The sequence below is a fragment of the Streptomyces sp. NBC_01429 genome (assembly GCF_036231945.1).
GTDB lineage: Bacteria > Actinomycetota > Actinomycetes > Streptomycetales > Streptomycetaceae > Streptomyces.
Genome location: NZ_CP109599.1, coordinates 1,574,677 through 1,599,010, shown reverse-complemented (window position 1 = coordinate 1,599,010; position 24,334 = coordinate 1,574,677). Strand labels below are relative to the sequence as shown.

Below are 24,334 nucleotides of genomic sequence, written 5' to 3'. Positions count from 1 at the left end.
GATCCTGCACGGCAATCCGGCACGACCAGCTTCATTCTGACCGCGGTGGCGGGGGCCCTTCTCCTCAAGTGAGAAGGACGGGTGACCGGTACACCGCCTGAGTCCTGAAGAAGGCGAGGACTTGAGCATGGGATCCACCTCCGCTCGGCACGACGGGGGCCTCGGCCGTCGAGATGTGATCAAGCGGTCCGCCGCGATCGGGCTGATCACCGTTCCCACCATGAGCTTCCTGGCCTCGTGCGCCAGCAGCGACAGCGGTGGCGGCGAGAAGGCCGAGAAGGGCGAGAAGTCCGCGAAGAACCCGCTCGGGGTGAACAAGAGCGCACCGCTCGACTTCGTCCTGTTCGACGGCGGGTTCGGCACGGAGTACGCCACCGACGCCGTCAAGCAGTACGAGAAGGCGTTCCCCGGGGCGAAGGTGACGTTCACCCCGACGCAGAAGATCCAGACCGAGCTTCAGCCGCGCTTCAACGGCGGCACCCCGCCCGACCTGATCGACAACTCGGGCGCCGAACAGATGGACATGGGCGTCCTCGCCGGCAAGAAGCAGCTCGCCGACTTCACCGCGCTGATGGACGCCCCCTCCTACGACGACCCGGCCAAGAAGGTCCGCGACACGCTGCGCCCCGGGGTCCTCGAAATGGGCCGGCTCGACGGCGACCCGGTGTGGATCATGTACTACGCGTACACGGTCTACGGCGTCTGGTACTCGCAGACCGCGCTGGACAAGCTCGACGCGCAGTACCCCGAGGACTGGGACGCGATGCTGGCCCTGTGCGCGAAGGCCAAGAAGAAGGGCATCGCGGGCTGGACGTACGCGGGCAAGTACCCGTACTACCTGCCCTTCTCGCTCTACCCGTTCATCGGCAAGATCGGTGGCCGCGAGGTCCTCGACTCCATCGACAACCTGGAGCCGAACGCCTGGAAGCACCCGGCGGTCAAGGCCGCCTTCGAGGCGTACTACGAGCTGTTCCAGAAGGGCTACATCCTCAAGGGCACCCCGGGGCTCGACCACATCCAGTCGCAGACGGCGTGGACCGAGGGCAAGGCGCTGTTCATCCCGAACGGTTCGTGGGTGGAGAACGAGGCGGCCAAGACGACGCCCGAGGACTTCCAGATGAAGGTGTCGGCGCCCTCCGGCCTCGACAGCTCCGACAAGCTGCCGTTCGGCACGATCTGGGCGTCGGGAGGCGAGCCGTTCATCGTGCCTGCCAACGCCAAGAACCCCGAAGGCGGCATGGAGCAGCTGCGCATCATGCTGAGCGAGGAGTCCTCGAAGAACTTCACCTCCAAGGTGAAGTCCCTCAGCGCCTTCAACGGCGGTACGGACGGACTCACCCTCTCCACCGCGCTCCAGGCGGGCGTCGACGCGCTCGCCAAGGCCGGTGACAACGTGCTCAACCCGCGCCTCCAGGACTGGTACGTGGCCCTCCAGAAGGAGAAGATCGGCTCGGGCGCGCTCGGCGAGATGATGGCCGGCCGCATGACGCCCGCGGAAGCCGTCAAGAAGTGCCAGGAGTTCGCGGACGCCGCGGCCAAGGACGACTCGATCAAGCACTACAAGCACCAGTAGGCGCTGCGGACACAGTGACCGGGAGCCCCGCCGGGGCTTCCGGTTCCGGCCCGTCCGACGGGCCGCCCCATGGCAGTACGGCGGCTTTCGCCGGAGATTCGGGGTCGGAGACATGCAACACGGCAAGTACCGGTTCATCGTGGGCTTCCTGATCGGCCCGCTGGCGCTCTACGCGCTGTTCGTCATATGGCCGTTCGTCCAGTCCATCTACTACTCGTTCACGAACTGGACCGGACTCAGCCCGGACTTCACGATGGTCGGTTTCGACAACTACAGCCGGATGCTCGACGACAGCACCTTCTGGAGCGCCCTGCGGCACAGCCTGGCCTTCGCGCTGCTGCTGCCGGTGGTGGTGCTCGGGCTCGCGCTGTTCTTCGCGTTCATGCTGAACGTCGGCGGGCGCCGGCGGAAGGGCGCGGCGGTCGCCGGGGTACGGGGCTCCGGCTTCTACAAGATCGTGTACTTCTTCCCGCAGGTGCTGTCGATCGCGATCGTCGCGCTGCTCTTCCAGTTCGCGTACAACCCGAACAGCGGCGCCATCAACTCCGCGCTCTCGGCGGTCGGTCTGGGGAGCGTGCAGCCGATCTGGCTGGGCGATCCGAAGCTGGCGCTGTGGTGTGTGATGGCCGTGCTGGTCTGGTCCACGACCGGCTTCTTCGTGGTGCTGTTCTCGGCGGGCATGGCCTCCATCCCCAAGGACTTCTACGAGGCGGCGCTGCTGGACGGCGCGAGCCGGGTGACCACCTTCTTCCGGATCACCCTGCCGCTGCTCTGGGACACCGTGCAGTCCGGCTGGGTCTACATGGGCATCCTGGCCCTGGGCGCGGAGTCGTTCGCGGTCGTCCAGATCATGACCGTGGGGCCCGGCGGTCCCGCGGAATCCACCAATGTTCTGACGTTGCTCGTCTACCAGAAGGCGTTCCGTGACGGTCAGGCCGGTTATGCGACCACGATCGGTGTCGCCCTCCTCGTCGTCACGCTGGCCTTCGCGGCCATCGTGATGCGGCTGGGCCGACGCGAGCGGCTGGAGTACTGATGAAGACCACCGACACCCCTCCGCCCGCCGACACCCCGCCGACGGCCGGCACGGTCACGGTCCGGCCCGCCGCGCCCCCGGCGCCCGCGCCGCCCGCCGCGGAGTCGCGCGGCGGCGGCGTACTCAACGTCTTCTCGCACGGCGTGCTGGTGATCTGGGCCCTGCTGGTCACCCTGCCGCTGCTGTGGGCCGTCATGACGTCCTTCAAGGACGACCGGTCCATCTTCACCTCGCCCTGGGCGCTTCCGGACAAGCTCCACTTCGAGAACTGGTCGCGTGCCTGGACCCAGGCGCACATGAGCGACTACTTCCTCAACACCATCCTGGTGGTGGCCGGTTCACTGTTCGGGACCCTGCTGCTCGGCTCGATGGCCGCCTACGTACTGGCGCGCTTCGAGTTCCCCGGCAACCGCTTCATCTACTACCTGTTCATCGGCGGGATGAGTTTCCCGATCATCCTCGCGCTGGTGCCGCTGTTCTTCGTGATGAAGAACGTGGGTCTGCTGAACACCTTCCACGGCCTGATCCTGGTCTACATCGCCTACTCGCTGCCGTTCACGGTCTTCTTCCTGACCTCGTTCTTCCGGACGCTGCCCACCTCGATCGCGGAGGCGGCCCTCATCGACGGCGCCTCGCACACCCGGACGTTCTTCCAGGTGATGCTGCCGATGGCCAAGCCGGGGCTGATCAGCGTGGGCATCTTCAACTTCCTCGGGCAGTGGAACCAGTACCTGCTGCCGACGGTGCTGAACACGGACGCGGACCACAAGGTGCTCTCCCAGGGGCTGGTGCAGCTCGCGGTCAGCCAGGGGTACAAGGGCGACTGGTCCGGGCTCTTCGCCGGGCTGGTGATGGCCATGCTCCCGGTCCTCGCCGCGTACATCGTCTTCCAGCGGCAGGTCGTGGCGGGCCTGACGGCGGGGGCGCTGAAGTAGCCGGCCGTCCCGCCGGACATCCCGCGAAACCGCTCGTCGGCCCCGGCCGGCGGGCGGTTTTGTCATGGTCCGTGCCCGGCCGGAGCGATGGCGTGAACCGCGCTCATCCGTACGCGTACTCGCTCAAGGTCTTGACGGGAAGCTGACCGAAAGGCTGAGCTTAGGGTTCACAAGTTGGAGATACGTCGGGGTCTCATCGTGGCGGCCCCGGCCGGGGACGGTGGTCGCGCCGTCCGCCAAGGGCAGGAGTGGATGATTCGTGGAGACTCCAGGGTCGCAGTCTTCGCTGCACCGGGCCAACCTCGAACGGGTCGTACGCGCGGTGCGTATGGCCGGTTCCCTCACCCAGGCGGAGATCGCCAGGTCCACGGGACTGTCGGCGGCCACGGTCTCCAATATCGTCCGTGAGCTGAAGGACGGCGGAACGGTCCAGGTCACGCCCACCTCGGCGGGCGGACGGCGGGCCCGCAGCGTCTCGCTGAGCGGGGACGCCGGCATCGTCGTCGGGGTGGACTTCGGCCATACGCATCTACGGGTGGCGGTCGGCAACCTCGCCCACCAGGTGCTCGCGGAGGAGTCGGAGCCGCTCGACGTGGACGCCTCGTCCGCCCAGGGCTTCGGCCGGGCCGAGGAACTGGTCGAGCGGCTGATCGTGACCACCGGCGTCAGCCGTCAGAAGGTGATCGGTGTCGGGCTCGGCGTCCCGGGCCCGATCGACGTCGAGTCGGGCACGCTCGGCTCCACCTCGATCCTGCCGGGCTGGTCCGGGATCAACCCCGGCGACGAGCTGGCCGGGCGCCTCGGCGTGCCGGTGTACGTGGACAACGACGCCAACCTCGGCGCGCTGGGCGAGCTGGTCTGGGGCAGCGGGCGCGGCGTCCAGGACCTCGCCTACATCAAGGTCGCCAGCGGCGTCGGCGCCGGGCTGGTGATCGCCGGCCAGATCTACCGGGGACCCGGCGGCACGGCGGGCGAGATCGGCCACATCACGCTGGACGAGTCGGGTCCGGTGTGCCGCTGCGGCAACCGGGGCTGCCTGGAGACCTTCGCTGCGGCCCGCTACGTCCTGCCGCTGCTGCGCTCCAACCACGGGCCGGACCTGACCATGGAACGGGTCGTCCAGCTCGCCAGGGAGGGCGACCCGGGCTGCCGCCGGGTGATCGCCGACGTCGGCCGCCATGTCGGCAGCGGGGTGGCCAATCTGTGCAACCTGCTCAACCCCAGCCGGGTGGTGCTCGGCGGAGACCTCGCGGAGGCCGGTGAGCTGGTGCTCGCGCCGATACGGGAGTCGGTCGCCCGGTACTCGATCCCGAGCGCGGCCCGGCAGCTGTCGGTGCTGCCCGGGGCGCTGGGCGGCCGGGCGGAGGTGCTCGGCGCGCTGGCTCTCGTACTGAGCGAGATGGGGGATTCCACCCTGTTGGAGAGCGCCCTCCCCACCGGGCTTCCTGCCTTCACTTAGATAACGAATGGCACCGTTGTCATCTCGTTAAGGATTTACTCCTTGACGCTGGCCCTGTGGCCGAGTTGACTTCCTGCCACCTCGGCCGCAACGACGCGGCCTCGTCAGGGAGGTTTTTGAAGTGAACGCAACGATGCGTCGCGCCGCCGTGGCCACGGCCGCAACAGCGATGGCCGTTTCCCTCGCCGCCTGTGGCAGCGCGAAGGAATCCGGTGACAAGGCCGAAGCGTCCAAGTCGGACAGCAAGGGCCCGATCACGGTCGGCCTGCTTCTCCCGGAGAACCAGACAGCCCGGTACGAGAAGTTCGACAAGCCGCTGATCGAGAAGAAGGTCAGCGAGCTGACCGACGGCACCGGCAAGGTCGTCTACGCCAACGCCAAGCAGGACGCGACGACCCAGAACCAGCAGGTCGACACGATGATCACCAACAAGGTGAGCGTCCTGATGATCGACGCGGTCGACGCCAAGGCGATCAGGGGCTCGGTCCAGAAGGCCAAGGAGGCGGGCATACCCGTCGTCGCCTACGACCGGCTCGCCGAAGGCCCCATCGACGCGTACACCTCCTTCGACAACGAAGAGGTCGGCCGGGTCCAGGGCAAGGCCCTCCTCGAAGAGCTGGGCGACAAGGCCAAGTCCGGCGACATCGTCATGATGAACGGCGCCGTCACCGACCCGAACGCAGCCCTGTTCAAGAAGGGCGCGCACTCCGCCCTCGACGGCAAGGTGAACATCGGGAAGGAGTACGACACCAAGGAGTGGAAGCCGGACAACGCCAACGCCAACATGGAAGGCGCCATCTCCGCGCTGGGCAAGAACAAGATCATCGGTGTCTACTCGGCCAACGACGGCATGGCGGGCGGCATCGTCACCGCGCTCAAGGGCGCGGGCTACGCCAAGCTTCCGCCGGTCACCGGACAGGACGCCGAGCTGGCCGGTGTGCAGCGCATCGTCAACGGCGAGCAGTTCATGAGCGTCTACAAGTCGTACCCGCAGGAGGCCGAGATCGGCGCCGAGATGGCCGTCGCGCTCGCCAAGGGCGAGAAGCTCGACTCCATCGCCAAGGACAGCGTCGACAGCGACTCCGTCAAGGGCATCCCCACCGTGCTCGTCCCGGTCGTCTCCCTGACCAAGGACAACATCAACGAGACGGTCATCAAGGACGGCTTCTACACCGTCGGCGAGATCTGCAGCGGCAAGTTCAAGACCGCCTGCGACAAGATCGGCCTCAAGTAGCACCGCGCGGCGGTGCGCGCCCCAGCGGGCGGACACCGCCGCCGGGCCGGCCAGGCCCGTCCGGGCCCGCGCTCCGCGAGGAGGCGGCCCCGGGCCCGCCCCGGCCGGCCCCGTCCCGGTGAAGCCCGTCCGGCACCCCGCCCGTCCACGCCCCGCAGCTGGGGCGGGGTGCCGGACGCACGACAGGCCCCGCCCGGACCGCCCGCGCCGACCACGCGGAAGCGGACGGACGGGACCCGCCCACCGCCGCACCGGGCACCCTTGCCCTCCCGTTCTCTTCTGCTCGACCTCCGCGCCACCCCCGGCGCGGCATCCCCGCCGGTCAGGCGGCGAAGGAGATGGTTCACGTGACCGCTACGCCCGTGCTGGCGTTGCGAGGGGTCTCCAAGCGATTCGGTGCCGTCCAGGCGCTCACCGATGTAGAGCTTGAGGTCCACCCCGGTGAGGTGGTCGCCCTCGTCGGCGACAACGGCGCCGGTAAATCCACGCTGGTGAAGACCATCGCCGGCGTACACCCCATCGATGACGGAGTCATCGAGTGGGAAGGCGGCCCCGTCACGGTCGGCCGCCCGCAGGACGCCCAGGGACTGGGCATCGCGACCGTCTACCAGGACCTCGCGCTCTGCGACAACCTCGATGTCGTCGGCAACCTCTACCTCGGCCGCGAACTGCGCAGCTGGGGCGTGCTCGACGAGGTCGAGATGGAGCGCCGCTCGCGCGAGCTGCTCACCACCCTGTCGATCCGGATCCCGAGCGTCCGGATCCCGATCGCCTCGCTCTCCGGCGGCCAGCGCCAGACCGTGGCCATCGCCCGGTCCATGCTCGGCGAGCCCAAGCTCGTCATCCTCGACGAGCCGACGGCCGCGCTGGGCGTCGAGCAGACCGCCCAGGTGCTCGACCTGGTCGAGCGGCTGCGGGAACGCGGTCTCGCCGTACTCCTCATCAGCCACAACATGGCCGACGTCAAGGCCGTCGCCGACAAGGTGGCGGTGCTCAGGCTCGGCCGCAACAACGGTGTCTTCGATGTCGCGGGCACCAGCCAGGAAGAGATCATCGCCGCCATCACCGGTGCCACGGACAACGCCGTGACCCGCCGCGCGTCGCGCACTGTGGAGGTTCAGAAGTGAGTACGGACAAGTCCTCCACGCCGCTGGACGAGGCCGGCAAGGCCACCGGGGCCAAGGACGGGGAAGTCCCCGCCCCGGTCGACGCGCCGCCCGCCGCCGCGGGCGCGGTCACCGTGGTCGACCCCCGGCTGCTCGTGCGCGAGCAGGGGTTCGCGGGCTACGTCTCCGAGTTCCGGCGCAAGATACGCGGGGGCGACCTGGGCGCCATCCCGGTCGTCATCGGCCTGATCGTCATCTGGGGCATCTTCCAGAGCCTCAACTCGAACTTCCTCACCGCGGGCAACCTCTCCGACATCTCCGTGGCGATGGTCGGCACCGGCATGATCGCCGTCGGTATCGTCTTCGTCCTGCTGCTCGGTGAGATCGACCTGTCCGTCGGCTCGGTCAGCGGTGTCTCCGGCGCGATCGTCGCCGTACTGAGCGTCACCCACGGCGTGAACGAGTGGCTGGCGGTGCTGATCGCGATCGTCAGCGGCACCGTCATCGGCGCGATCCACGGCTTCTTCTTCGCCCGGGTCGGCGCGCCCGCCTTCGCCGTCACCCTGGCCGGACTGCTGTTCTGGTCCGGCTTCATGCTCCAGATCCTCGGTGACAACGGCACCATCAACCTGGACTCCGACGGCATCGTCGTCAAGCTCACCAGCTACTACTTCACCGACGTCGCCGCCGCCTACGGCCTCGCCGTCGTCGCCGTCGTGGTGTTCTTCCTGACGACCTTCCTGGAGAACCGCCGCCGGCAGGTGCTCGGCGTCCCGTCCAGGCCGCTCAACGAGATCGTGCTCCGTACGGCCCTGCTCGCGGTCCTGGCCTTCGCCGTGGCGATCGTCTACAACCAGTACAAGGGGCTGCCGCTCGCGGTCGTCATCTTCCTGGCGATGCTCGTCGTGACCGACTTCGTACTGCGCCGCACCGCGTACGGCCGCAAGGTCTTCGCGCTCGGCGGCAGCGTCGAGGCGTCCCGCCGCGCCGGTATCAACGTCACCCTGGTACGGATCTCGGTCTTCGCGATCGCCGGTACGTTCGCCTCCATCGGCGGTCTCTTCATCGCCTCGAAGATCGCCTCGGCCAACCAGAGCGCGGGCGCCGGTGAGCTGCTGATGAACGCCATCGCGGCGGCCGTCATCGGCGGTACGAGCCTCTTCGGCGGCCGCGGCCGCACCTGGAACGCGCTGCTCGGTGTGCTGGTGATCATCTCGATCCAGTACGGTCTCGCCCTCCAGGGCGTCGCCTCCGCGGTCCAGAACATGATCACCGGCGCGGTGCTGCTGGCCACCGTCCTGATCGACGCCGTCACCCGGAAGACCCAGAAGACCGCCGGCCGCGCCTGAGCGCTCCGCCGCGGTTCTCCGGACCGGCCGGCCGTGCCCGGCACCCCTTCACCGGGGTGTCGGGCACGGCCGCGTCCCGAGAGGCGTCAATATGACGTACATACCGCCGAACGGGTGACGTACAACGCACAGCCCGCCGTCCACCCGCGCGAGTGGAACATTAGACTCGGCGGATCGGCAGGCTCGACCAGTTCCAAATGCAGCAAGGAGGCACAGTGACGCAGGTGCCGCGCGAAGCGCGTCGGGCAGGGACGGCGACCGGCGACGAGGGGGAGTTGCTGACCCGGATCCAGGGACCGCGCGACCTGGACCGGCTCGGACCGGAGCAGCTGGAGCAGCTGGCCGGGGAGATCCGGTCCTTTCTCGTGGACGCGGTCTCCAAGACCGGCGGCCACCTCGGCCCCAATCTGGGTGTCGTCGAGCTGACCATCGCCCTGCACCGGGTCTTCGAGTCCCCGAAGGACAAGGTCCTCTTCGACACGGGCCATCAGTCGTACGTGCACAAGCTGCTCACCGGCCGTCAGGACTTCTCCCGGCTCAAGAGCAAGGGCGGACTCTCGGGATACCCGTCCCGCGCCGAGTCCGACCACGACATCATCGAGAACTCGCACGCCTCGACGGTCCTCGGCTGGGCGGACGGCCTCGCCAAGGCCAACGAGGTCCTGGCCAAGGACGACCACGTGGTCGCGGTGATCGGTGACGGCGCGCTCACCGGCGGCATGGCCTGGGAGGCGCTGAACAACATCGCCGCCGCCAAGGACCGTCCGCTCGTCATCGTCGTCAACGACAACGAGCGCTCGTACGCGCCGACCATCGGCGGCCTCGCGAACCACCTCTCGACCCTGCGCACCACCGACGGGTACGAACGCTTCCTGGCCCGCGGCAAGGACCTCCTGGAGCGCACCCCCGTCGTCGGCAAGCCCCTCTACGGCACCCTGCACGGCGCCAAGAAGGGCCTGAAGGACTTCATCGCCCCGCAGGGCATGTTCGAGGACCTCGGCCTGAAGTACGTCGGCCCCATCGACGGCCACGACCTGGAGGCCCTGGAGTCCGCGCTGCTGCGCGCCAAGGGCTTCGGCGGCCCGGTCATCGTGCACTGCATCACGGAGAAGGGCCGCGGCTACCAGCCCGCCCTCCAGGACGACGCCGACCGCTTCCACGCCGTCGGCAAGATCCACCCCGACACCGGTCTGCCCATCGCCTCCTCGGGCGTCGACTGGACCTCGGTGTTCGGCGAGGAGATGGTCAAGCTCGGCGAGGAGCGCGCGGACATCGTCGCCATCACGGCGGCCATGCTCCAGCCGGTCGGCCTCGACAAGTTCGCGAAGGCGTTCCCCGACCGGGTGTACGACGTCGGGATCGCGGAGCAGCACGCCGCGGTCTCCGCCGCCGGCCTCGCCACCGGCGGGGTGCACCCCGTCTTCGCCGTCTACGCGACCTTCCTCAACCGCGCCTTCGACCAGGTGCTGATGGACGTCGCCCTGCACCGCTGCGGCGTCACGTTCGTCCTGGACCGGGCCGGGATCACCGGTACCGACGGCGCCTCGCACAACGGCATGTGGGACATGTCGATCCTCCAGTGCGTGCCCGGCCTGCGGATCGCCGCCCCGCGCGACGCCGATCAGGTACGGGCCCAGCTGCGCGAGGCCGTCGCGGTCGAGGACGCCCCGACCGTGGTCCGCTTCTCCAAGGGCGCGGTCGGCCCCGCCGTACCCGCCGTCGCCAAGGCCGGCGGCATGGACGTGCTGCGCAGGACCGAGGACGGCACGGCGGACGTGCTGCTGGTCTCCGTCGGCGCGCTCGCCCCGATGTGCCTCGACATCGCCGGTCTGCTCGACAAACAGGGCATCACGACGACCGTCGTCGACCCGCGCTGGGTCAAACCGGTCGACGAGGCGCTCGCCCCGCTCGCCGAGCGGCACCGGGTCGTCGTCACCGTCGAGGACAACAGCAGGGTCGGCGGGGTCGGCTCCGCCGTCGCCCAGGCGCTGCGCGACGCCGGGGTCGACGTACCGCTGCGCGACTTCGGCATTCCGCCCCGCTTCCTCGACCACGCCTCCCGCAAGGAGGTCATGGCCGAGATCGGGCTGACCGCCCCCGACATCGCGCGCCAGGTCACCGGCCTGGTCGCGAAGCTGGACGGCCGGCTGGCCGACGCGCCCGCCGAGGTCGCCCGCGACTGAGCCGACGGGCGCTGTCCGCCGGACCGCCGATGGGCCGTTCGAACCTCCCTGTACGGGTGGTCCGAACGGCCCATCCGTGTGACATACGGCGTTATCGGGTACGAGGGGTCGGCAAGCCTCTCGATCATTGCCGGATGAACGCGCATACGGAGGTACGCCGGTGACTACGCAGCAGGGTTCGGGACCGGCCGGAAACGGCATCTTCCGCACCAAGAACGTGGAGCAGTCGATCCGGGACACCGAGGATCCCGAGCACGCGCTCAGAAAGTCCCTCTCCGCCCTCGACCTGACGGTCTTCGGCGTCGGGGTGATCATCGGGACCGGCATCTTCGTGCTGACCGGTGTGGTGGCCAAACAGACGGCGGGCCCGGCCACCGCGCTCGCCTTCATCGTCGCCGGGGTCGTCTGCGCACTGGCCGCCCTGTGCTACGCCGAGTTCGCCTCGACCGTGCCGGTCGCCGGATCCGCGTACACCTTCTCGTACGCCTCGCTCGGTGAGCTGCCCGCCTGGATCATCGGCTGGGACCTGGTGCTGGAGCTGGCGCTCGGCTGCGCGGTGGTGGCGGTCGGCTGGTCCGGCTATGTGCGCTCCCTCATGGGCAACGCCGGGCTGAGTCTGCCGGACTCCCTCTCCGGCACCCAGAACGGCACGTTCGGCTTCGATCTCCTCGCCTTCCTCCTCGTCCTGATCCTGACCGCGATCCTCGTCGTCGGGGTGAAGCTCTCCTCGCGGATCACCGCCGTCATCGTGGGCGTCAAGGTCACCGTGGTACTGCTGGTGATCATCGTCGGCGCGTTCTTCATCAACGGCGCCAACTACAAGCCGTTCATCCCGCCGTCCCAGGAGACCGCCGGCGGCGGGGGACTGAGCGCGCCGATCATCCAGCTGATGGCCGGATTCACCCCCAGCGACTTCGGCGTCATGGGCATCTTCACCGCCGCCGCCGTGGTCTTCTTCGCCTTCATCGGCTTCGACATCGTCGCCACCGCGGCCGAGGAGACCATCAACCCGCAGCGCGACGTGCCCCGCGGCATCCTCGGCTCGCTGCTCATCTGCACCGTGCTGTACGTCGCCGTCTCGCTCGTCGTCACCGGCATGCAGCACTACACCGAGCTGTCCGTGGACGCCCCGCTCGCCGACGCCTTCAAAGCGGTCGGCCATCCGTTCTGGGCCGGGCTGATCAGCTTCGGCGCGGCCGTCGGCCTCACCTCGGTCTGCATGATCCTGCTGCTCGGCCAGACCCGCGTGTTCTTCGCGATGAGCCGCGACGGACTGCTGCCGAGGACCTTCTCCCGGGTCCACCCGAGGTTTTCCACGCCCTACCGCTCGACCATCCTGCTGGGCGTGATCGTGGCGATCGTCGCGGGCTTCACCTCCATCGAGGAACTCGCCGAACTGGTCAACATCGGCACGCTCTTCGCCTTCGTCGTCGTCGCGCTCGGCGTCATCATCCTGCGCAGGACACGCCCCGACCTGCCGCGCTCGTTCCGTACCCCGCTGGTGCCGTTCGTGCCGATCGCGTCCGTGCTCGCGTCCCTGTGGCTGATGCTCAACCTGCCCGCCGAGACCTGGCTGCGCTTCGGCATCTGGATGGTCATCGGCTTCGTCGTGTACTTCCTGTACGGACGCCGGCACAGCCGCCTCGACCGGTCCTCGGCCTCCCCGGCCGACAAGCCCTAGGAGGGCAGCGGGCGGCGGCGTACGGTCCTGGGCCCCGCGCACAGCGCACCGTGCGCCGTCACGCGCCGGCGCAGCTCGCGGTCGGCCGTGACGACCAGGCACGGGACGCCGTCCGCCGCCGCCCTTCCGGCCAGCTCGGTGATCAGGTCGTCGCCGCTGCCGTCCGCCGCCTCGACCCGCACCCCCGCCACCGGCGCCACGTCCCGGGCCGCGCCCTCCACCACCAACACCACCTCGACGGGCCCCGGATGGCCGGACACGCCCTCGGCGGCGTACGCCACCAGGGCGTCGCGCAGCCGCTCGGTGGCACCCTGCCGGTCGCGCCACCAGCCGTCCGGGACGGAACCGACCACATTCGCCGCGTCGACGATCAACCGCATCAGCACACCGGCAGCCTGCCACAGCGAACCGCGCCGGACCCTCCGCGTACTATCGTGGCTGAGTTTCCGGCGGATCGGAAAGGCGGCCAGCAGGCCATGACATCGCTCCCCGCGACCACCGGCTGGCTGCTGCGTGGCAAGGACGGCAGGCTCACGGCGTACGCGCCGACGGCCGGCGGCGTGCTGCGCTGGACCGAGCTGCGCGCGGGCGGCCCGGACTGGACGGGCCCCGAACTCCTCGCGGCCGAGGGGCTGCTGCCGCATCTGGCCATCGCCCGCGGCGCCGAGGGCTTCGTGCATCTGCTCGCGGTACGGAAGCGGCCACGGGCCGACGGCACCGAGGACACCGATCTCGTGCACGCCATCCAGTTCCAGACGGGCCGGCCGCTGCGCGACTGGTTCTCGCTCGGCAATCCGCACGGCAAGGACCACGAGAAGGGCGCCGCCATCGGTCTGCCGTCCATCATCGTGGACGACACCGACTCCGTACAGCTCTTCGTGCGGAACGCGAACGGCGCACTCTCCGTCAAGCGGCAGGCGGCCACCGGCCGTTGGAAGCCCTGGGGCGGCGCCAACCCCAAGGGGAAGTCGCTCACCGGCGAGACCGCCGCCGCCCTCACCGACCACGGTCTGGTCGATTTGCTGGTCCCGGCGGGCGACGCCCTCGTGCGCTGGTTCCGCGGCAAGTCCGACTCCGCGCTGGTGCGTTCCGACGACGAACCGGTGGCCCGCGCCGAGTCCGGCACCCTCGTCGCCGAGCGCACCGGCCCCGGCCGGCTCACCCACTTCTGGCGCGACGCCGAGGACGGCGCGGTCCGCGCCTGGCGGCCCGGGACCGAGCCCGTCCCGCTCGGCGGCCGAGGCATAGGCCCGCTGGCCGTGCTCCGCACCCCCGTCGACGGCCACGACTGCGTGATCCTGGCCCAGTGCGGCACCGACGGCCGCCCCAGCATCGCCGCCTACCCGACGGAGGACGAGGCCGCGGGCCTCAACTGGACCCGCATCGGCGACCGGTGCACGGGCGCGCCCGCGCTGGCCCTGGACGGCACCGGCCGCGTGGTCCTGGCCGCGATGGGCGAGGACGGCGCCCTGCGGGTGGCCCGCCAGAAGGCGGAGCCGGGCCTCGCGCTGGAGGCGTGGACCCGGATCTGAGAACGGGCCGTACGGAGAGATCCCCGTACGGCCCGTCCCCCGTCACCGGTCGGTACACCTACGCCGGAACGGAGGCCACACCCGGCGCCAGGAACGGCTTGCCGTTCACCCGCTCCGAGACGCCCTCACGGTCCAGATACGGCGTGACGCCGCCCAGGTGGAAGGGCCAGCCCGCCCCGGTGATCAGACACAGATCGATGTCCTGCGCCTCCGCGACGACGCCCTCGTCCAGCATCAGACCGATCTCCTGCGCCACCGCGTCCAGCACCCGGTCCCGGGTCTGCTCCTCGGTCAGCACGGTGTCGCCCTGCTTCAGCAGCGCCGCGACCTCCGGGTCCAGCTCCGGCTTCGCAGCGTTGTCGGCGGCATACACGTAGAAGCCGCGCTTGCCGGCCTTCACCACCGCCGCGAGGTTCTCGGAGACGGTGAAGCGGTCCGGGAACGCGCCGTGCAGCGTCTCGGAGACATGCAGCCCGATCGCGGGACCGACCAGCTCCAGCAGGACCAGCGGCGACATCGGCAGTCCGAGCGGTTCCACCGCGCGCTCCGCGACCTCGACCGGGGTGCCCTCGTCGATGACGTTCTGGATCTCGCCCATGAAGCGGGTGAGGATGCGGTTGACGACGAACGCCGGGGCGTCCTTCACCAGCACCGCCGTCTTGCGCAGCTTCTTCGCCACCCCGAACGCCGTGGCCAGCGCCGCGTCGTCGGTCAGCTCACCGCGCACGATCTCCAGCAGCGGCAGGATCGCGACCGGGTTGAAGAAGTGGAAGCCGACGACCCGCTCGGGGTTCTTCAGCTTCGACGCCATCTCGGAGACCGACAGCGACGAGGTGTTGGTCGCGAGGATCGCGTGCGCCGGGGCGACCGCCTCCACCTCGGCGAACACCTGCTGCTTGACGCCCATCTCCTCGAAGACGGCCTCGATGATGAAGTCGGCGTCCCCGAATCCCTCGGCCTTGTCCAGCACGCCCGAGACCAGGCCCTTGAGCCGGTTGGCCTTGTCCTGGTTGATCCGGGACTTCAGCAGCAGCTTGTCGATCTCGCCGTGGACATAGCCCACGCCCTTGTCGATCCGGTCCTGGTCGATGTCGGTCAGCACGACCGGCACCTCAAGACGGCGCAGGAACAGCAGCGCCAGCTGCGAGGCCATCAGCCCCGCGCCCACGACACCCACCTTGGTGACCGGACGGGCCAGCGACTTGTCCGGGGCACCGGCCGGCCGCTTGGCGCGCTTCTGCACCAGGTTGAAGGCGTAGATCCCGGAGCGCAGCTCGCCGCCCATGATCAGGTCCGCCAGCGCCCGGTCCTCCGCGTCGAAGCCCGCCTGGAGGTCACCGTCCTTCGCCGCCTCGATGATCTCCAGCGCGCGGTAGGCGGCCGGAGCCGCGCCGTGCACCTTGGAGTCCGCGATGAACCGGCCGCGCGCGACGGCCTGGTCCCACGCCTCGCCCCGGTCGACCTCGGGGCGCTCGACCGCCACCTCGCCCTTCAGTACGGACGCGGTCCAGATCAGCGACTGCTCCAGGAAGTCAGCGCCCTCGAAGAGCGCGTCAGCGATCCCCAGGTCATAGACCTGACCGCCCTTGAGCTGCTTGTTCTGGTTGAGCGAGTTCTCGATGACGACCGTCACCGCGCGGTCGGCGCCGATCAGGTTCGGCAGCAGCGCGCAGCCGCCCCAGCCCGGGACGAGCCCGAGGAAGACCTCGGGCAGCGAGAACGCGGGCAGGGCCGCCGAGACCGTGCGGTACGTGCAGTGCAGCCCGACCTCGACACCGCCGCCCATCGCCGCGCCGTTGTAGTACGCGAAGGTCGGCACGGCCAGCGAGGCGATGCGCTTGAAGACCTCGTGGCCGCCCCTGCCGATCGCGAGCGCGTCCTCGTGGCGCTTCAGCAGCTCCACGCCCTTGAGGTCGGCGCCGACGGCGAAGATGAACGGCTTGCCGGTGATTCCGACACCCACGATCGTGCCCTCGGACGCCTCCCGCTCGACCTGGTCGAGCGCCGCGTCGAGATGGGCCAGCGACTGCGGGCCGAAGGTGGTGGGTTTCTTGTGGTCGAACCCGTTGTCCAGCGTGATGAGCGCGAACCTGCCCGCGTTCGCCGGGAGTTCGAAGTGGCGCACGTGCGCCTGGGTGACGACCTCGCCGGGGAACAGCTCGGCCGCGCCCTTCAGGAGTTCCGCTGTGCTCACTTGTCGCCTCCGTCGAAGTGCGGGTTCTCCCAGATGACCGTCGCGCCCATGCCGAAGCCGACGCACATCGTCGTCAGCCCGTAACGGACCTGCGGCTGTGCCTCGAACTGCCGCGCCAGCTGGGTCATCAGCCGGACGCCGGAGGAGGCCAGCGGGTGGCCGAAGGCGATCGCGCCGCCGTACTGGTTGACGCGCTCGTCGTCGTCCGCGATGCCGTAGTGGTCGAGGAAGGCGAGCACCTGCACGGCGAACGCCTCGTTGACCTCGAAGAGACCGATGTCGGAGATCGAGAGCCCCGCCTTGGCGAGGGCCTTCTCGGTCGCGGGGATCGGCCCGTACCCCATCACCTCGGGCTCGACGCCCGCGAAGGCGTACGAGACCAGCCGCATCCTGACCGGCAGCCCCTGCTCGCGGGCGAAGTCCTCGGCGGCGATCAGCGAGGCGGTGGCGCCGTCGTTGAGCCCCGCCGCGTTGCCCGCGGTGACCCGGCCGTGCGGCCGGAAGGGCGTCTTGAGGCCGGCCAGCGTCTCCAGCGTCGTACCGGGCCGCATGGGCTCGTCGGCGGTGGCCAGGCCCCAGCCGGTCTCGCCGGCCTCCGGGCTGGTGCGGCGGATCGAGATCGGCACCAGGTCCTGCTGGATCGAGCCGTTGGCGTACGCCTTGGCGGCCTTCTCCTGCGAGCGCACCGCGTACTCGTCGGCGCGCGCCTTCGTCAGCCGCGGGAAGCGGTCGTGCAGGTTCTCGGCCGTCATGCCCATGAACAGCGCGGAGTCGTCCACGAGCTTCTCGGAGACGAACCGCGGGTTCGGGTCGACGCCCTCGCCCATCGGGTGGCGGCCCATGTGCTCGACACCGCCTGCCACGACGATGTCGTACGCGCCGAACGCGATCGACCCCGCGGTGCTGGTGACGGCGGTCAGCGCGCCGGCGCACATGCGGTCGATCGAGTACCCGGGCACGGACTGGGGCAGCCCCGCGAGGATGCCCGCGGTCCGCCCCAGCGTGAGCCCCTGGTCACCGATCTGGGTGGTGGCGGCGATGGCGACCTCGTCGATCCGGGCGGGGTCGAGGTCCGGGTTGCGGCGCAGCAGCTCCCGGATCGCCTTCACGACGAGATCGTCGGCCCGGGTCTCGTGGTACATGCCCTTCGGGCCCGCCTTGCCGAACGGGGTGCGGACGCCGTCGACGAAGACGACATCCCTGACGGTACGAGGCACGATGGCTCTCCTCCAGGGTGCGGGGTGGCACTGCGGTGCGCTTCCGCCCCCATGCTACTTGCGAGTAACCAACCTGCCCAGTCCCCTTCGGTTTTTGTGCTCCCGCCCTGCCCGCCCAGCCCCGCCCGGTCCGCCCGACGCGCCCTAGGCGGACGCGGAGGCCGACAGCGCGCGCGTCAGCAGCGGCGCCACCTGCTCCACCTGCCAGGCCCGCGCCCCGTGCGCGGCCAGGGCCGCCTCGACGCTCTCCACCGTCCGCTCGTGCGGCGGCTCCCAGCAGACGCGGCGGACGGTGTCCGGGGTGATCAGGTTCTCCTGCGGCATGTTGAGCCGCTCGGCGAGCGCCGAGACCGCCGCACGGGCGGCGGACAGCCGGGCCGCCGCCTCCGGGTCCTTGTCGGCCCAGGAACGGGGCGGGGGCGGACCCGAGAAGGGCTGGCCCGGCTGGGGCAGCTCGTTGTCCGGCAGCTCCTTCGCCCGGTCGACCGCCGCCTGCCACTGCTCCAGCTGACGTCTTCCCATCCGGTGGCCGAAGCCCGGCAGCCCGGTCAGCGCGTGCACGTTCGCGGGCAGGGCGAGCGACGCCTCGACGATCGCGGTGTCGCTCAGCACCTTTCCGGGGGAGACGTCGCGCCGCTGCGCGACCTTGTCGCGGGTGGTCCACAGCTCCCGTACGACGGCCATCTGACGCCGGCGGCGCACCTTGTGCATCCCGGACGTACGGCGCCAGGGGTCCTTGCGCGGCGGCGCGGGCGGGGCCGAGGCGATCGCGTCGAACTCCTGGCGGGCCCAGTCCAGCTTGCCCTGGCGGTCCAGCTCCTTCTCCAGCGCGTCCCGCAGGTCGACGAGCAGCTCCACGTCGAGCGCGGCGTACCGCAGCCAGGGCTCGGGGAGCGGCCGGGTCGACCAGTCGACGGCGGAGTGGCCCTTCTCCAGGGCGTACCCGAGGACGTTCTCGACCATCGCGCCGAGGCCGACCCGGGGGAAGCCCGCCAGCCGGCCGGCCAGCTCCGTGTCGAACAGCCGGGTGGGGATCATGCCTATTTCGCGCAGGCAGGGCAGGTCCTGGGTGGCGGCGTGCAGGATCCACTCGGTGTCGGCGAGCACCTCGCCGAGGCCGGAGAGGTCGGGGCAGCCCACCGGGTCGATCAGCGCCGTCCCGGCGCCCGCGCGGCGCAGCTGGACGAGGTAGGCGCGCTGTCCGTACCGGTAGCCGGACGCGCGCTCCGCGTCGACGGCGACGGGTCCGGTGCCCGCGGCGAAGGCCGCGATCACTTCCGCGAGCGCCTCGTCGGTGGCGATCACGGGCGGAATGCCCTCGCGGGGCTCCAGCAAGGGGATCGGCGCCGATTCGACGTCGTCCGGGGGAGCGCCCCCGGTGGTTCGCAGTGCTGGCTCTGCTGCGGTGTCTTGGGCGTCGGTCACCGGTCAAGGGTATCTGTGAACGGACGGCGCCCGTCGACGGAACGTTCCGTCGACGGGCGCCGGGGGCGAGAAGTGGTCAGTGGATGATTCCGGTTCGGAGGGCCACGGCGACCATTCCGGCCCGGTCGCCCGTGCCGAGCTTGCGCGCGATCCGGGCGAGGTGGCTCTTGACGGTGAGTGCGGACAGGCCCATCGAGACTCCGATGGCCTTGTTGGACTGCCCCTCAGCGACGAGCCGGAGCACCTCGACCTCGCGGCCGGACAGCTCGCGGTAGCCACCGGGGTGGCTCGGGGCGCCGGGCGGGCGGCGGTGCATGCGCTGTCCCGGGCCCAGGGGGGCGGCGCCGGGGCGGCCGGGGTGGCCGATGTTCGTACGGGTTCCGGTTACCACGTAGCCCTTGACGCCGCCCGCGAGGGCGTTGCGCACCGCGCCGATGTCGTCGGCCGCGGAGAGGGCGAGGCCGTTGGGCCAGCCCGCGGCGCGGGTCTCGGACAGCAGGGTCAGCCCGGAACCGTCGGGCAGGTGGACGTCGGCAACGCAGATGTCGCGCGGGTTGCCGACGCGGGGGCGGGCCTCCGCGATGGACGACGCCTCGATGACGTCCCGTACTCCGAGGGCCCACAGGTGGCGGGTGACGGTGGAGCGGACGCGGGGGTCGGCCACGACGACCATGGCCGTCGGCTTGTTCGGGCGGTAGGCGACCAGGCTTGCGGGCTGCTCAAGGAGAACGGACACCAGGCCTCCTGGGGAAGGTGCGGGACGGAGCCGGCTGCCGGGATGGGGATGAAGCCGGGGCGAACCGTGCTGGAAGGGTCATTGACCTCTTCGGCAGCAATCCCGCTCGCCTTTAGAGAATGATCACGAATTGATGAGTAACAATTCGGGCAATTCGGATACGTGATCGATCATCCTACGAGTGGCCCCACTCCGGGCCCCGCCGGGATGCCCGGTGCGGGACCGGTGCGGGACCGGTGCGGGACCGGTGATGAGGGGCCGTCAGGGCACCTGTGGGCCGCGCCGCTGCGGCAGCGACACCACGCCCGCGCCCGTTCCGGTCTCGCCGGGGCCCGGCGCCGTGCCGGCGGAGAGCGGCGGCAGTCCCGCGATCTGGCAGAGCAGATCGCACCAGGCCGCCAGGTGCGCCGCCGAGTCGGGCACCCCGCCCAGCCCCTCGCGCGGAGTCCAGGACGCCCGGATCTCGATCTGGGTCGCCGGTCTGCGCTCGGCGAGTCCCCCGAAATAGTGTGATCCGGCGCGGGTGACGGTGCCGCTGGCCTCCCCGTAGGACAGCCCGCGCGCCTCCAGCGCGCCCGTCAGCCAGGACCAGCACACCTCGGGCAGCAGCGGGTCGGCGGCCATCTCCGGCTCCAGCTCCGCCCGTACGAGCGTGACCAGCCGGAAGGTGCCCTGCCAGGCGTCGTGGCCCGAGGGGTCGTGCAGCAGGATGAGCCGGCCGTCGGCGAGGTCGTCCTCGCCCTCCACGACCGCCGCCTCCAGGGCGTACGCGTACGGCGCCAGCCGCTTCGGCGGCGGGGTCGGGTCGATCTCGATCTCCGGGCGCAGCCGCGCCGCCCGCAAGGTCTCGACCGCCGAACGGAACGCGGGCGGGACGGAATCACCCTCCTTGCCGCCTGTTCCCTCGGTGCCGTTGGAATGATCGGAAAACTGTCCCTGAGCCGCAGCCATGCGGGGAAGAGTAGGCGGAACCCGCGCCGCGCGCAGGGAGGGACACCCGGGCCGGGGCCGCGGCTTCCGCGTGCGTGCGAAGATTCTCGGCGTGAGTGCCATTGACCGCCCTTCGGGCCAGCAGACGAAGACGTACGAATCGGCCTTTATGAAGGCGTGCAGGCGCGAACCCGTGCCGCACACGCCGGTCTGGTTCATGCGGCAGGCGGGGCGCTCGCTGCCGGAGTACCTGAAGGTGCGCGAAGGGATTCCGATGCTGGAGTCCTGCATGCGGCCCGAGCTGGTCGCCGAGATCACGCTCCAGCCGGTACGGCGTCACAAGGTCGACGCCGCGATCTACTTCAGCGACATCGTCGTCCCGCTCAAGGCGATCGGCCTCGACCTCGACATCAAGCCCGGCGTCGGACCCGTCGTCGCCGAGCCCATCCGCACCCGCGCGGACCTGGCCCGGCTGCGCGACCTCACCCCCGACGACGTCTGGTACGTCACCGAGGCGATGGGCCTGCTCACCGCCGAACTGGGTCAGACCCCGCTCATCGGCTTCGCCGGCGCGCCGTTCACGCTCGCCAGCTACCTCGTGGAGGGCGGCCCGTCCCGCAACCACGAGCACACCAAGGCCATGATGTACGGCGACCCGCAGCTCTGGGCCGACCTGCTGGACCGGCTCGCCGACATCACCGCCGCCTTCCTCAAGGTCCAGATCGAGGCGGGCGCGAGCGCCGTCCAGCTGTTCGACTCCTGGGTGGGCGCGCTGGCCCCCGCCGACTACCGCCGCTCCGTCCAGCCCGCCTCGGCGAAGGTCTTCGACGCGGTCGCCGCGTACGGCGTGCCGCGCATCCACTTCGGCGTCGGTACGGGCGAGCTGCTCGGCGCCATGGGCGAGGCGGGCGCGGACGTCGTCGGCGTCGACTGGCGCGTCCCGCTCGACGAGGCCGCCCGCAGGGTCGGCCCCGGCAAGGCCCTCCAGGGCAACCTGGACCCGGCCGTGCTCTTCGCCCCGCCGTCGGTCGTGGAGACCAAGGCCGACGAGGTGCTCCGGGCGGCGGCCGGTCTTGAGGGCCACGTCTTCAACCTCGGCCACGGCGTGCTGCCCAGCATGGACCCGGACGCGCTGTCGCGGCTGGTGGCGTACGTGCACGAGCGCACGGCCCGCTGAGCCGCCGGGGCAGGACCTACACCCCCGCCGCGCGCACCGCAGTCACGGCCTTGCGCGCGGCGACCAGGACCGGGTCCCAGACCGGGGAGAAGGGCGGGGCGTAGCCCAGGTCCAGAGTCGTCATCCGCTCCACGGTCATCCCCGCGGTCAGCGCCACCGCCGCGATGTCCACCCGCTTCGCCGCGCCCTCGCGGCCGACGATCTGGACCCCCAGCAGCCGGCCCGTACGGCGCTCCGCGAGCATCTTGACCGTCATCGGCGCCGCCCCCGGGTAGTAGCCCGCGCTGTTGGTGGACTCGATCGTCGCCGTCACGTACTGGAGCCCCGCCCGCCGGGCGTCCCGCTCGCGCAGCCCCGTACGGGCGATCTCCAGCTCGCAGACCTTGCTGACCGCCGTGCCGACCACGCCGGGGAACGTGGCGTAGCCGCCGCCCGCGTTCGCGCCGATGATCTGGCCGTGCTTGTTGGCGTGCGTCCCCAGCGCGATGTGCCGGTGCGTGCCCGAGACCAGGTCGAGGACCTCCACGCAGTCGCCGCCCGCCCAGATGTTCCCGTGACCGCGCACCCGCAGGGACAGATCGGTCAGCAGCCCGCCGTGCGCCCCCAGCGGCAGCCCGGCGGCGCCCGCGAGGTCCGTCTCCGGCTCGACGCCGATCCCGAGCACGACCACGTCCGCCGGATACTCGCCGCCCTCGGTGACCACGGCCCGCACCCGGCCGTCCGCGCCGGTGCGGATCGCGGTGACCGCCGCGCCGCCCACCGTCGTGATGCCCAGCCCGTCCATCGCCTCGTGGACCAGCCGCCCCATGTCCGGATCGAGCGTGGCCATCGGCTGTTCGCCCCGGTGCAGGACGGTGACCTCGTAGCCGCGCTTCAGCAGCGCCTCCGCCATCTCGACCCCGATGTAGCCCGCGCCGACGACCACCGCGCGCCTGCCCGCCGTGCGCGCGAGGGTGTCCAGCAGCGCCTGGCCGTCGTCCAGCGTCTGCACCCCGTGCACGCCCGGCGCGTCGATCCCGGGCAGCGCGGGCCGCACCGGACGGGCGCCCGTCGCGACGACCAGCTTGTCGAACCCCGTCCAGCTCTCGGAGCCGTCGGAGAGATCACGGGCCCGTACCCGCTGTCCGGGAATGTCCAGCTCCACGACCTCCGTGCGCATGCGCAGATCAATGGCTCGTTCTCGATGCTCCCGAGGGGTGCGCGCGATCAGCGCGGCACGCTCCGGAACGTCCCCGCCCACCCAGTAGGGGATGCCGCAGGCGGAGTACGAGGTGAAGTGGCCGCGCTCGAACGCGACGATCTCCAGCTCCTCGGGCCCCCGCGCCCTGCGGGCCTGCGACGCGGCGGACATCCCCGCCGCGTCGCCCCCGACGACCACCATGCGCTCCGCCATCGCGTGTCCCTCCGGACGTGCTCACTCGCTCGTGTGTCTCGCGGGGCACGCTACGCGGGCGCGGCGGATCAGTCCTGCGCGCGTCCCTCCTCCACGGGTGTCTCCACGGGCGCTCCCACGGGCGTTCCCACGGACGCCGGGGCCGCCACCGGGGTCCGGGCCGCCGTCACGGCCGCGGTCCGGAACCGGGGGAGCCGGCCGCGCACCAGCCGCCACAGCAGATGGAGCACCGCGAACACGGCGAGGAACGGCACCACAGCGCCGATCACCACTCCGATCCAGCGCAACGTGGCGACCAGCGCGTCCCAGCCCCCGCCGAGCGCGTCCAGGAACCCCGGGTCGTCGTCCTTCTTCTCCGCCACCTCCACCGGCGCCTCGGAGAGCCGCAGGGTGATCGTGGCCAGGGTGGTGCGGTCCTTGAGGGACGCCTGCCGGGCGAGCAGCGACTCCAGCTCCGCCTGACGCGTACTCAACTCGCCCTCCAGCGCCACCACATCACTGAGCTGGGTGGCCTGCTCCATCAACTCCCGCACCCGCGCCACACTCGCCCGCTGCGAGGCGACCCGGCTGTTCACGTCGACCACCTGGTCGGTGACGTCCTTGGCGCTCGACTTGCGCGCCACCAGCTTTCCGGTGCCCGCGAGTTCGGCGAGGACCGCGTCGTACGCGTCCTGCGGGACCCGGAGCACGACGGTCGACATCACCTGGTCGTCCTCGACCCGCTCGGTGGTCTCGTTCTGCACCAGCCCCCCGGCGTTCTCGGCCGCGGTCCGCGCCGTGCCCAACGCCTTCTGGGCGCTCTTGACCTGGACGGTCAGCTCGGCCGTACGGATCACATGCGTCCCGGCCGACGTGGGTGTCCTGGTGTCCGCCGCCTTCCCCTTGCCGCCCGGCGCCCCGGTCGCGGCGTCCTGCGCACCGCCGCCCTCGTACCCCTGCGCGCCGTCGGCCGCCCTCGCGGCGCTCTTGTTCCCGCCCGTGTCCGACGCCCCGCCCGCGCTGCACCCCGCGAGCGCGAGCGAGACGGTGAGAAGTGCTGCCGCTACCGCCGGCATCGCACGCATGATCGGCCCCCCTGAAACATGTGGAACGTGTGGTGTGGTGCCGGTTCGACGTACGGGACGGGTGGGCGGGTTGCCGTTTTCCGGTTCCGAAGCGGTCACGACCCGGACTC

The 24,334-nt window shown here is 70.7% G+C and carries 19 protein-coding genes; 11 read left to right on the top strand and 8 right to left on the bottom strand.

Annotation, left to right across the window (positions count from 1 at the left end; all coding sequences use genetic code 11):
- Positions 1–127 precede the first annotated feature (127 nt).
- From ngcE to OG627_RS06560, 9 genes are all read left to right on the top strand, one after another.
- The gene (ngcE, locus tag OG627_RS06600) at positions 128–1,573 is read left to right on the top strand and encodes an N-acetylglucosamine/diacetylchitobiose ABC transporter substrate-binding protein (protein WP_329062371.1); all 1,446 of its coding nucleotides are present in this window, start codon (positions 128–130) and stop codon (positions 1,571–1,573) included.
- 112 nt (positions 1,574–1,685) lie between these two features.
- Entirely contained in the window at positions 1,686–2,609 is a 924-nt protein-coding gene (locus tag OG627_RS06595; protein WP_329062368.1) for a carbohydrate ABC transporter permease, read from the top strand.
- Positions 2,609–3,544 carry a carbohydrate ABC transporter permease gene (locus OG627_RS06590; RefSeq protein ID WP_329062366.1) on the top strand — a complete coding sequence of 312 codons (936 nt, stop codon included), beginning with the start codon at positions 2,609–2,611 and terminating at the stop codon, positions 3,542–3,544. The genes OG627_RS06595 and OG627_RS06590 overlap by 1 nt, the downstream gene beginning before the upstream one ends.
- Before the next feature lie 259 nt (positions 3,545–3,803).
- Positions 3,804–5,003, top strand: a complete 1,200-nt coding sequence (locus OG627_RS06585; RefSeq protein ID WP_329062364.1) for an ROK family transcriptional regulator — start codon at positions 3,804–3,806, stop codon at positions 5,001–5,003.
- 133 nt (positions 5,004–5,136) lie between these two features.
- Entirely contained in the window at positions 5,137–6,237 is a 1,101-nt protein-coding gene (locus OG627_RS06580; protein ID WP_329072431.1) for a sugar ABC transporter substrate-binding protein, read from the top strand.
- Positions 6,238–6,575: 338 nt separating this feature from the next.
- Positions 6,576–7,364, top strand: coding sequence for an ATP-binding cassette domain-containing protein (locus tag OG627_RS06575; protein ID WP_329062362.1), 789 nt, complete (start codon positions 6,576–6,578; stop codon positions 7,362–7,364).
- A complete protein-coding gene (locus tag OG627_RS06570; RefSeq protein WP_443073423.1) occupies positions 7,361–8,692 on the top strand; it encodes a sugar ABC transporter permease in 1,332 nt (443 codons plus the stop codon). The genes OG627_RS06575 and OG627_RS06570 overlap by 4 nt, the downstream gene beginning before the upstream one ends.
- A 275-nt stretch (positions 8,693–8,967) precedes the next feature.
- Positions 8,968–10,875, top strand: coding sequence for a 1-deoxy-D-xylulose-5-phosphate synthase (dxs, locus tag OG627_RS06565; protein WP_329072427.1), 1,908 nt, complete (start codon positions 8,968–8,970; stop codon positions 10,873–10,875).
- A gap of 160 nt (positions 10,876–11,035) precedes the next feature.
- Entirely contained in the window at positions 11,036–12,556 is a 1,521-nt protein-coding gene (locus OG627_RS06560; RefSeq protein ID WP_329062360.1) for an amino acid permease, read from the top strand.
- On the opposite strand, the gene OG627_RS06555 is transcribed toward OG627_RS06560, so the two are convergent.
- Positions 12,553–12,936 (bottom strand): NTP pyrophosphohydrolase, encoded by a 384-nt coding sequence (locus OG627_RS06555; protein WP_329072425.1) that lies wholly within the window; start codon positions 12,934–12,936, stop codon positions 12,553–12,555. The genes OG627_RS06560 and OG627_RS06555 overlap by 4 nt on opposite strands.
- 96 nt (positions 12,937–13,032) lie before the next feature.
- Between OG627_RS06555 and OG627_RS06550 the strand changes: the two genes are divergently transcribed.
- Positions 13,033–14,088, top strand: coding sequence for a hypothetical protein (locus tag OG627_RS06550; protein WP_329062358.1), 1,056 nt, complete (start codon positions 13,033–13,035; stop codon positions 14,086–14,088).
- Between the two features lie 58 nt (positions 14,089–14,146).
- Here OG627_RS06550 and OG627_RS06545 read toward each other — a convergent pair whose 3' ends face one another.
- The 5 genes from OG627_RS06545 to OG627_RS06525 form a co-directional block, all read right to left on the bottom strand.
- Positions 14,147–16,282 carry a 3-hydroxyacyl-CoA dehydrogenase NAD-binding domain-containing protein gene (locus OG627_RS06545; protein ID WP_329062355.1) on the bottom strand — a complete coding sequence of 712 codons (2,136 nt, stop codon included), beginning with the start codon at positions 16,280–16,282 and terminating at the stop codon, positions 14,147–14,149.
- Positions 16,279–17,499 (bottom strand): thiolase family protein, encoded by a 1,221-nt coding sequence (locus OG627_RS06540; RefSeq protein ID WP_329062354.1) that lies wholly within the window; start codon positions 17,497–17,499, stop codon positions 16,279–16,281. The genes OG627_RS06545 and OG627_RS06540 overlap by 4 nt, the downstream gene beginning before the upstream one ends.
- Before the next feature lie 144 nt (positions 17,500–17,643).
- A complete protein-coding gene (locus tag OG627_RS06535; protein WP_329062353.1) occupies positions 17,644–18,924 on the bottom strand; it encodes a ribonuclease D in 1,281 nt (426 codons plus the stop codon).
- Between the two features lie 76 nt (positions 18,925–19,000).
- Positions 19,001–19,660: a helix-turn-helix transcriptional regulator gene (locus OG627_RS06530; protein ID WP_329062352.1), complete on the bottom strand. Its 660-nt coding sequence runs from the start codon at positions 19,658–19,660 to the stop codon at positions 19,001–19,003.
- 261 nt (positions 19,661–19,921) lie between these two features.
- A complete protein-coding gene (locus OG627_RS06525) occupies positions 19,922–20,611 on the bottom strand; it encodes a DUF3000 domain-containing protein (RefSeq protein WP_329062350.1) in 690 nt (229 codons plus the stop codon).
- Positions 20,612–20,702: 91 nt separating this feature from the next.
- On the opposite strand from OG627_RS06525, the gene hemE reads away from it, so the two are divergent.
- Positions 20,703–21,767: a uroporphyrinogen decarboxylase gene (gene hemE / locus OG627_RS06520; protein ID WP_329062348.1), complete on the top strand. Its 1,065-nt coding sequence runs from the start codon at positions 20,703–20,705 to the stop codon at positions 21,765–21,767.
- Positions 21,768–21,783: 16 nt separating this feature from the next.
- Here hemE and OG627_RS06515 read toward each other — a convergent pair whose 3' ends face one another.
- Entirely contained in the window at positions 21,784–23,160 is a 1,377-nt protein-coding gene (locus OG627_RS06515; protein ID WP_329062346.1) for an FAD-dependent oxidoreductase, read from the bottom strand.
- Between the two features lie 68 nt (positions 23,161–23,228).
- Entirely contained in the window at positions 23,229–24,224 is a 996-nt protein-coding gene (locus tag OG627_RS06510; RefSeq protein WP_329062344.1) for a DUF4349 domain-containing protein, read from the bottom strand.
- Between the last annotated feature and the right edge of the window lie 110 nt (positions 24,225–24,334).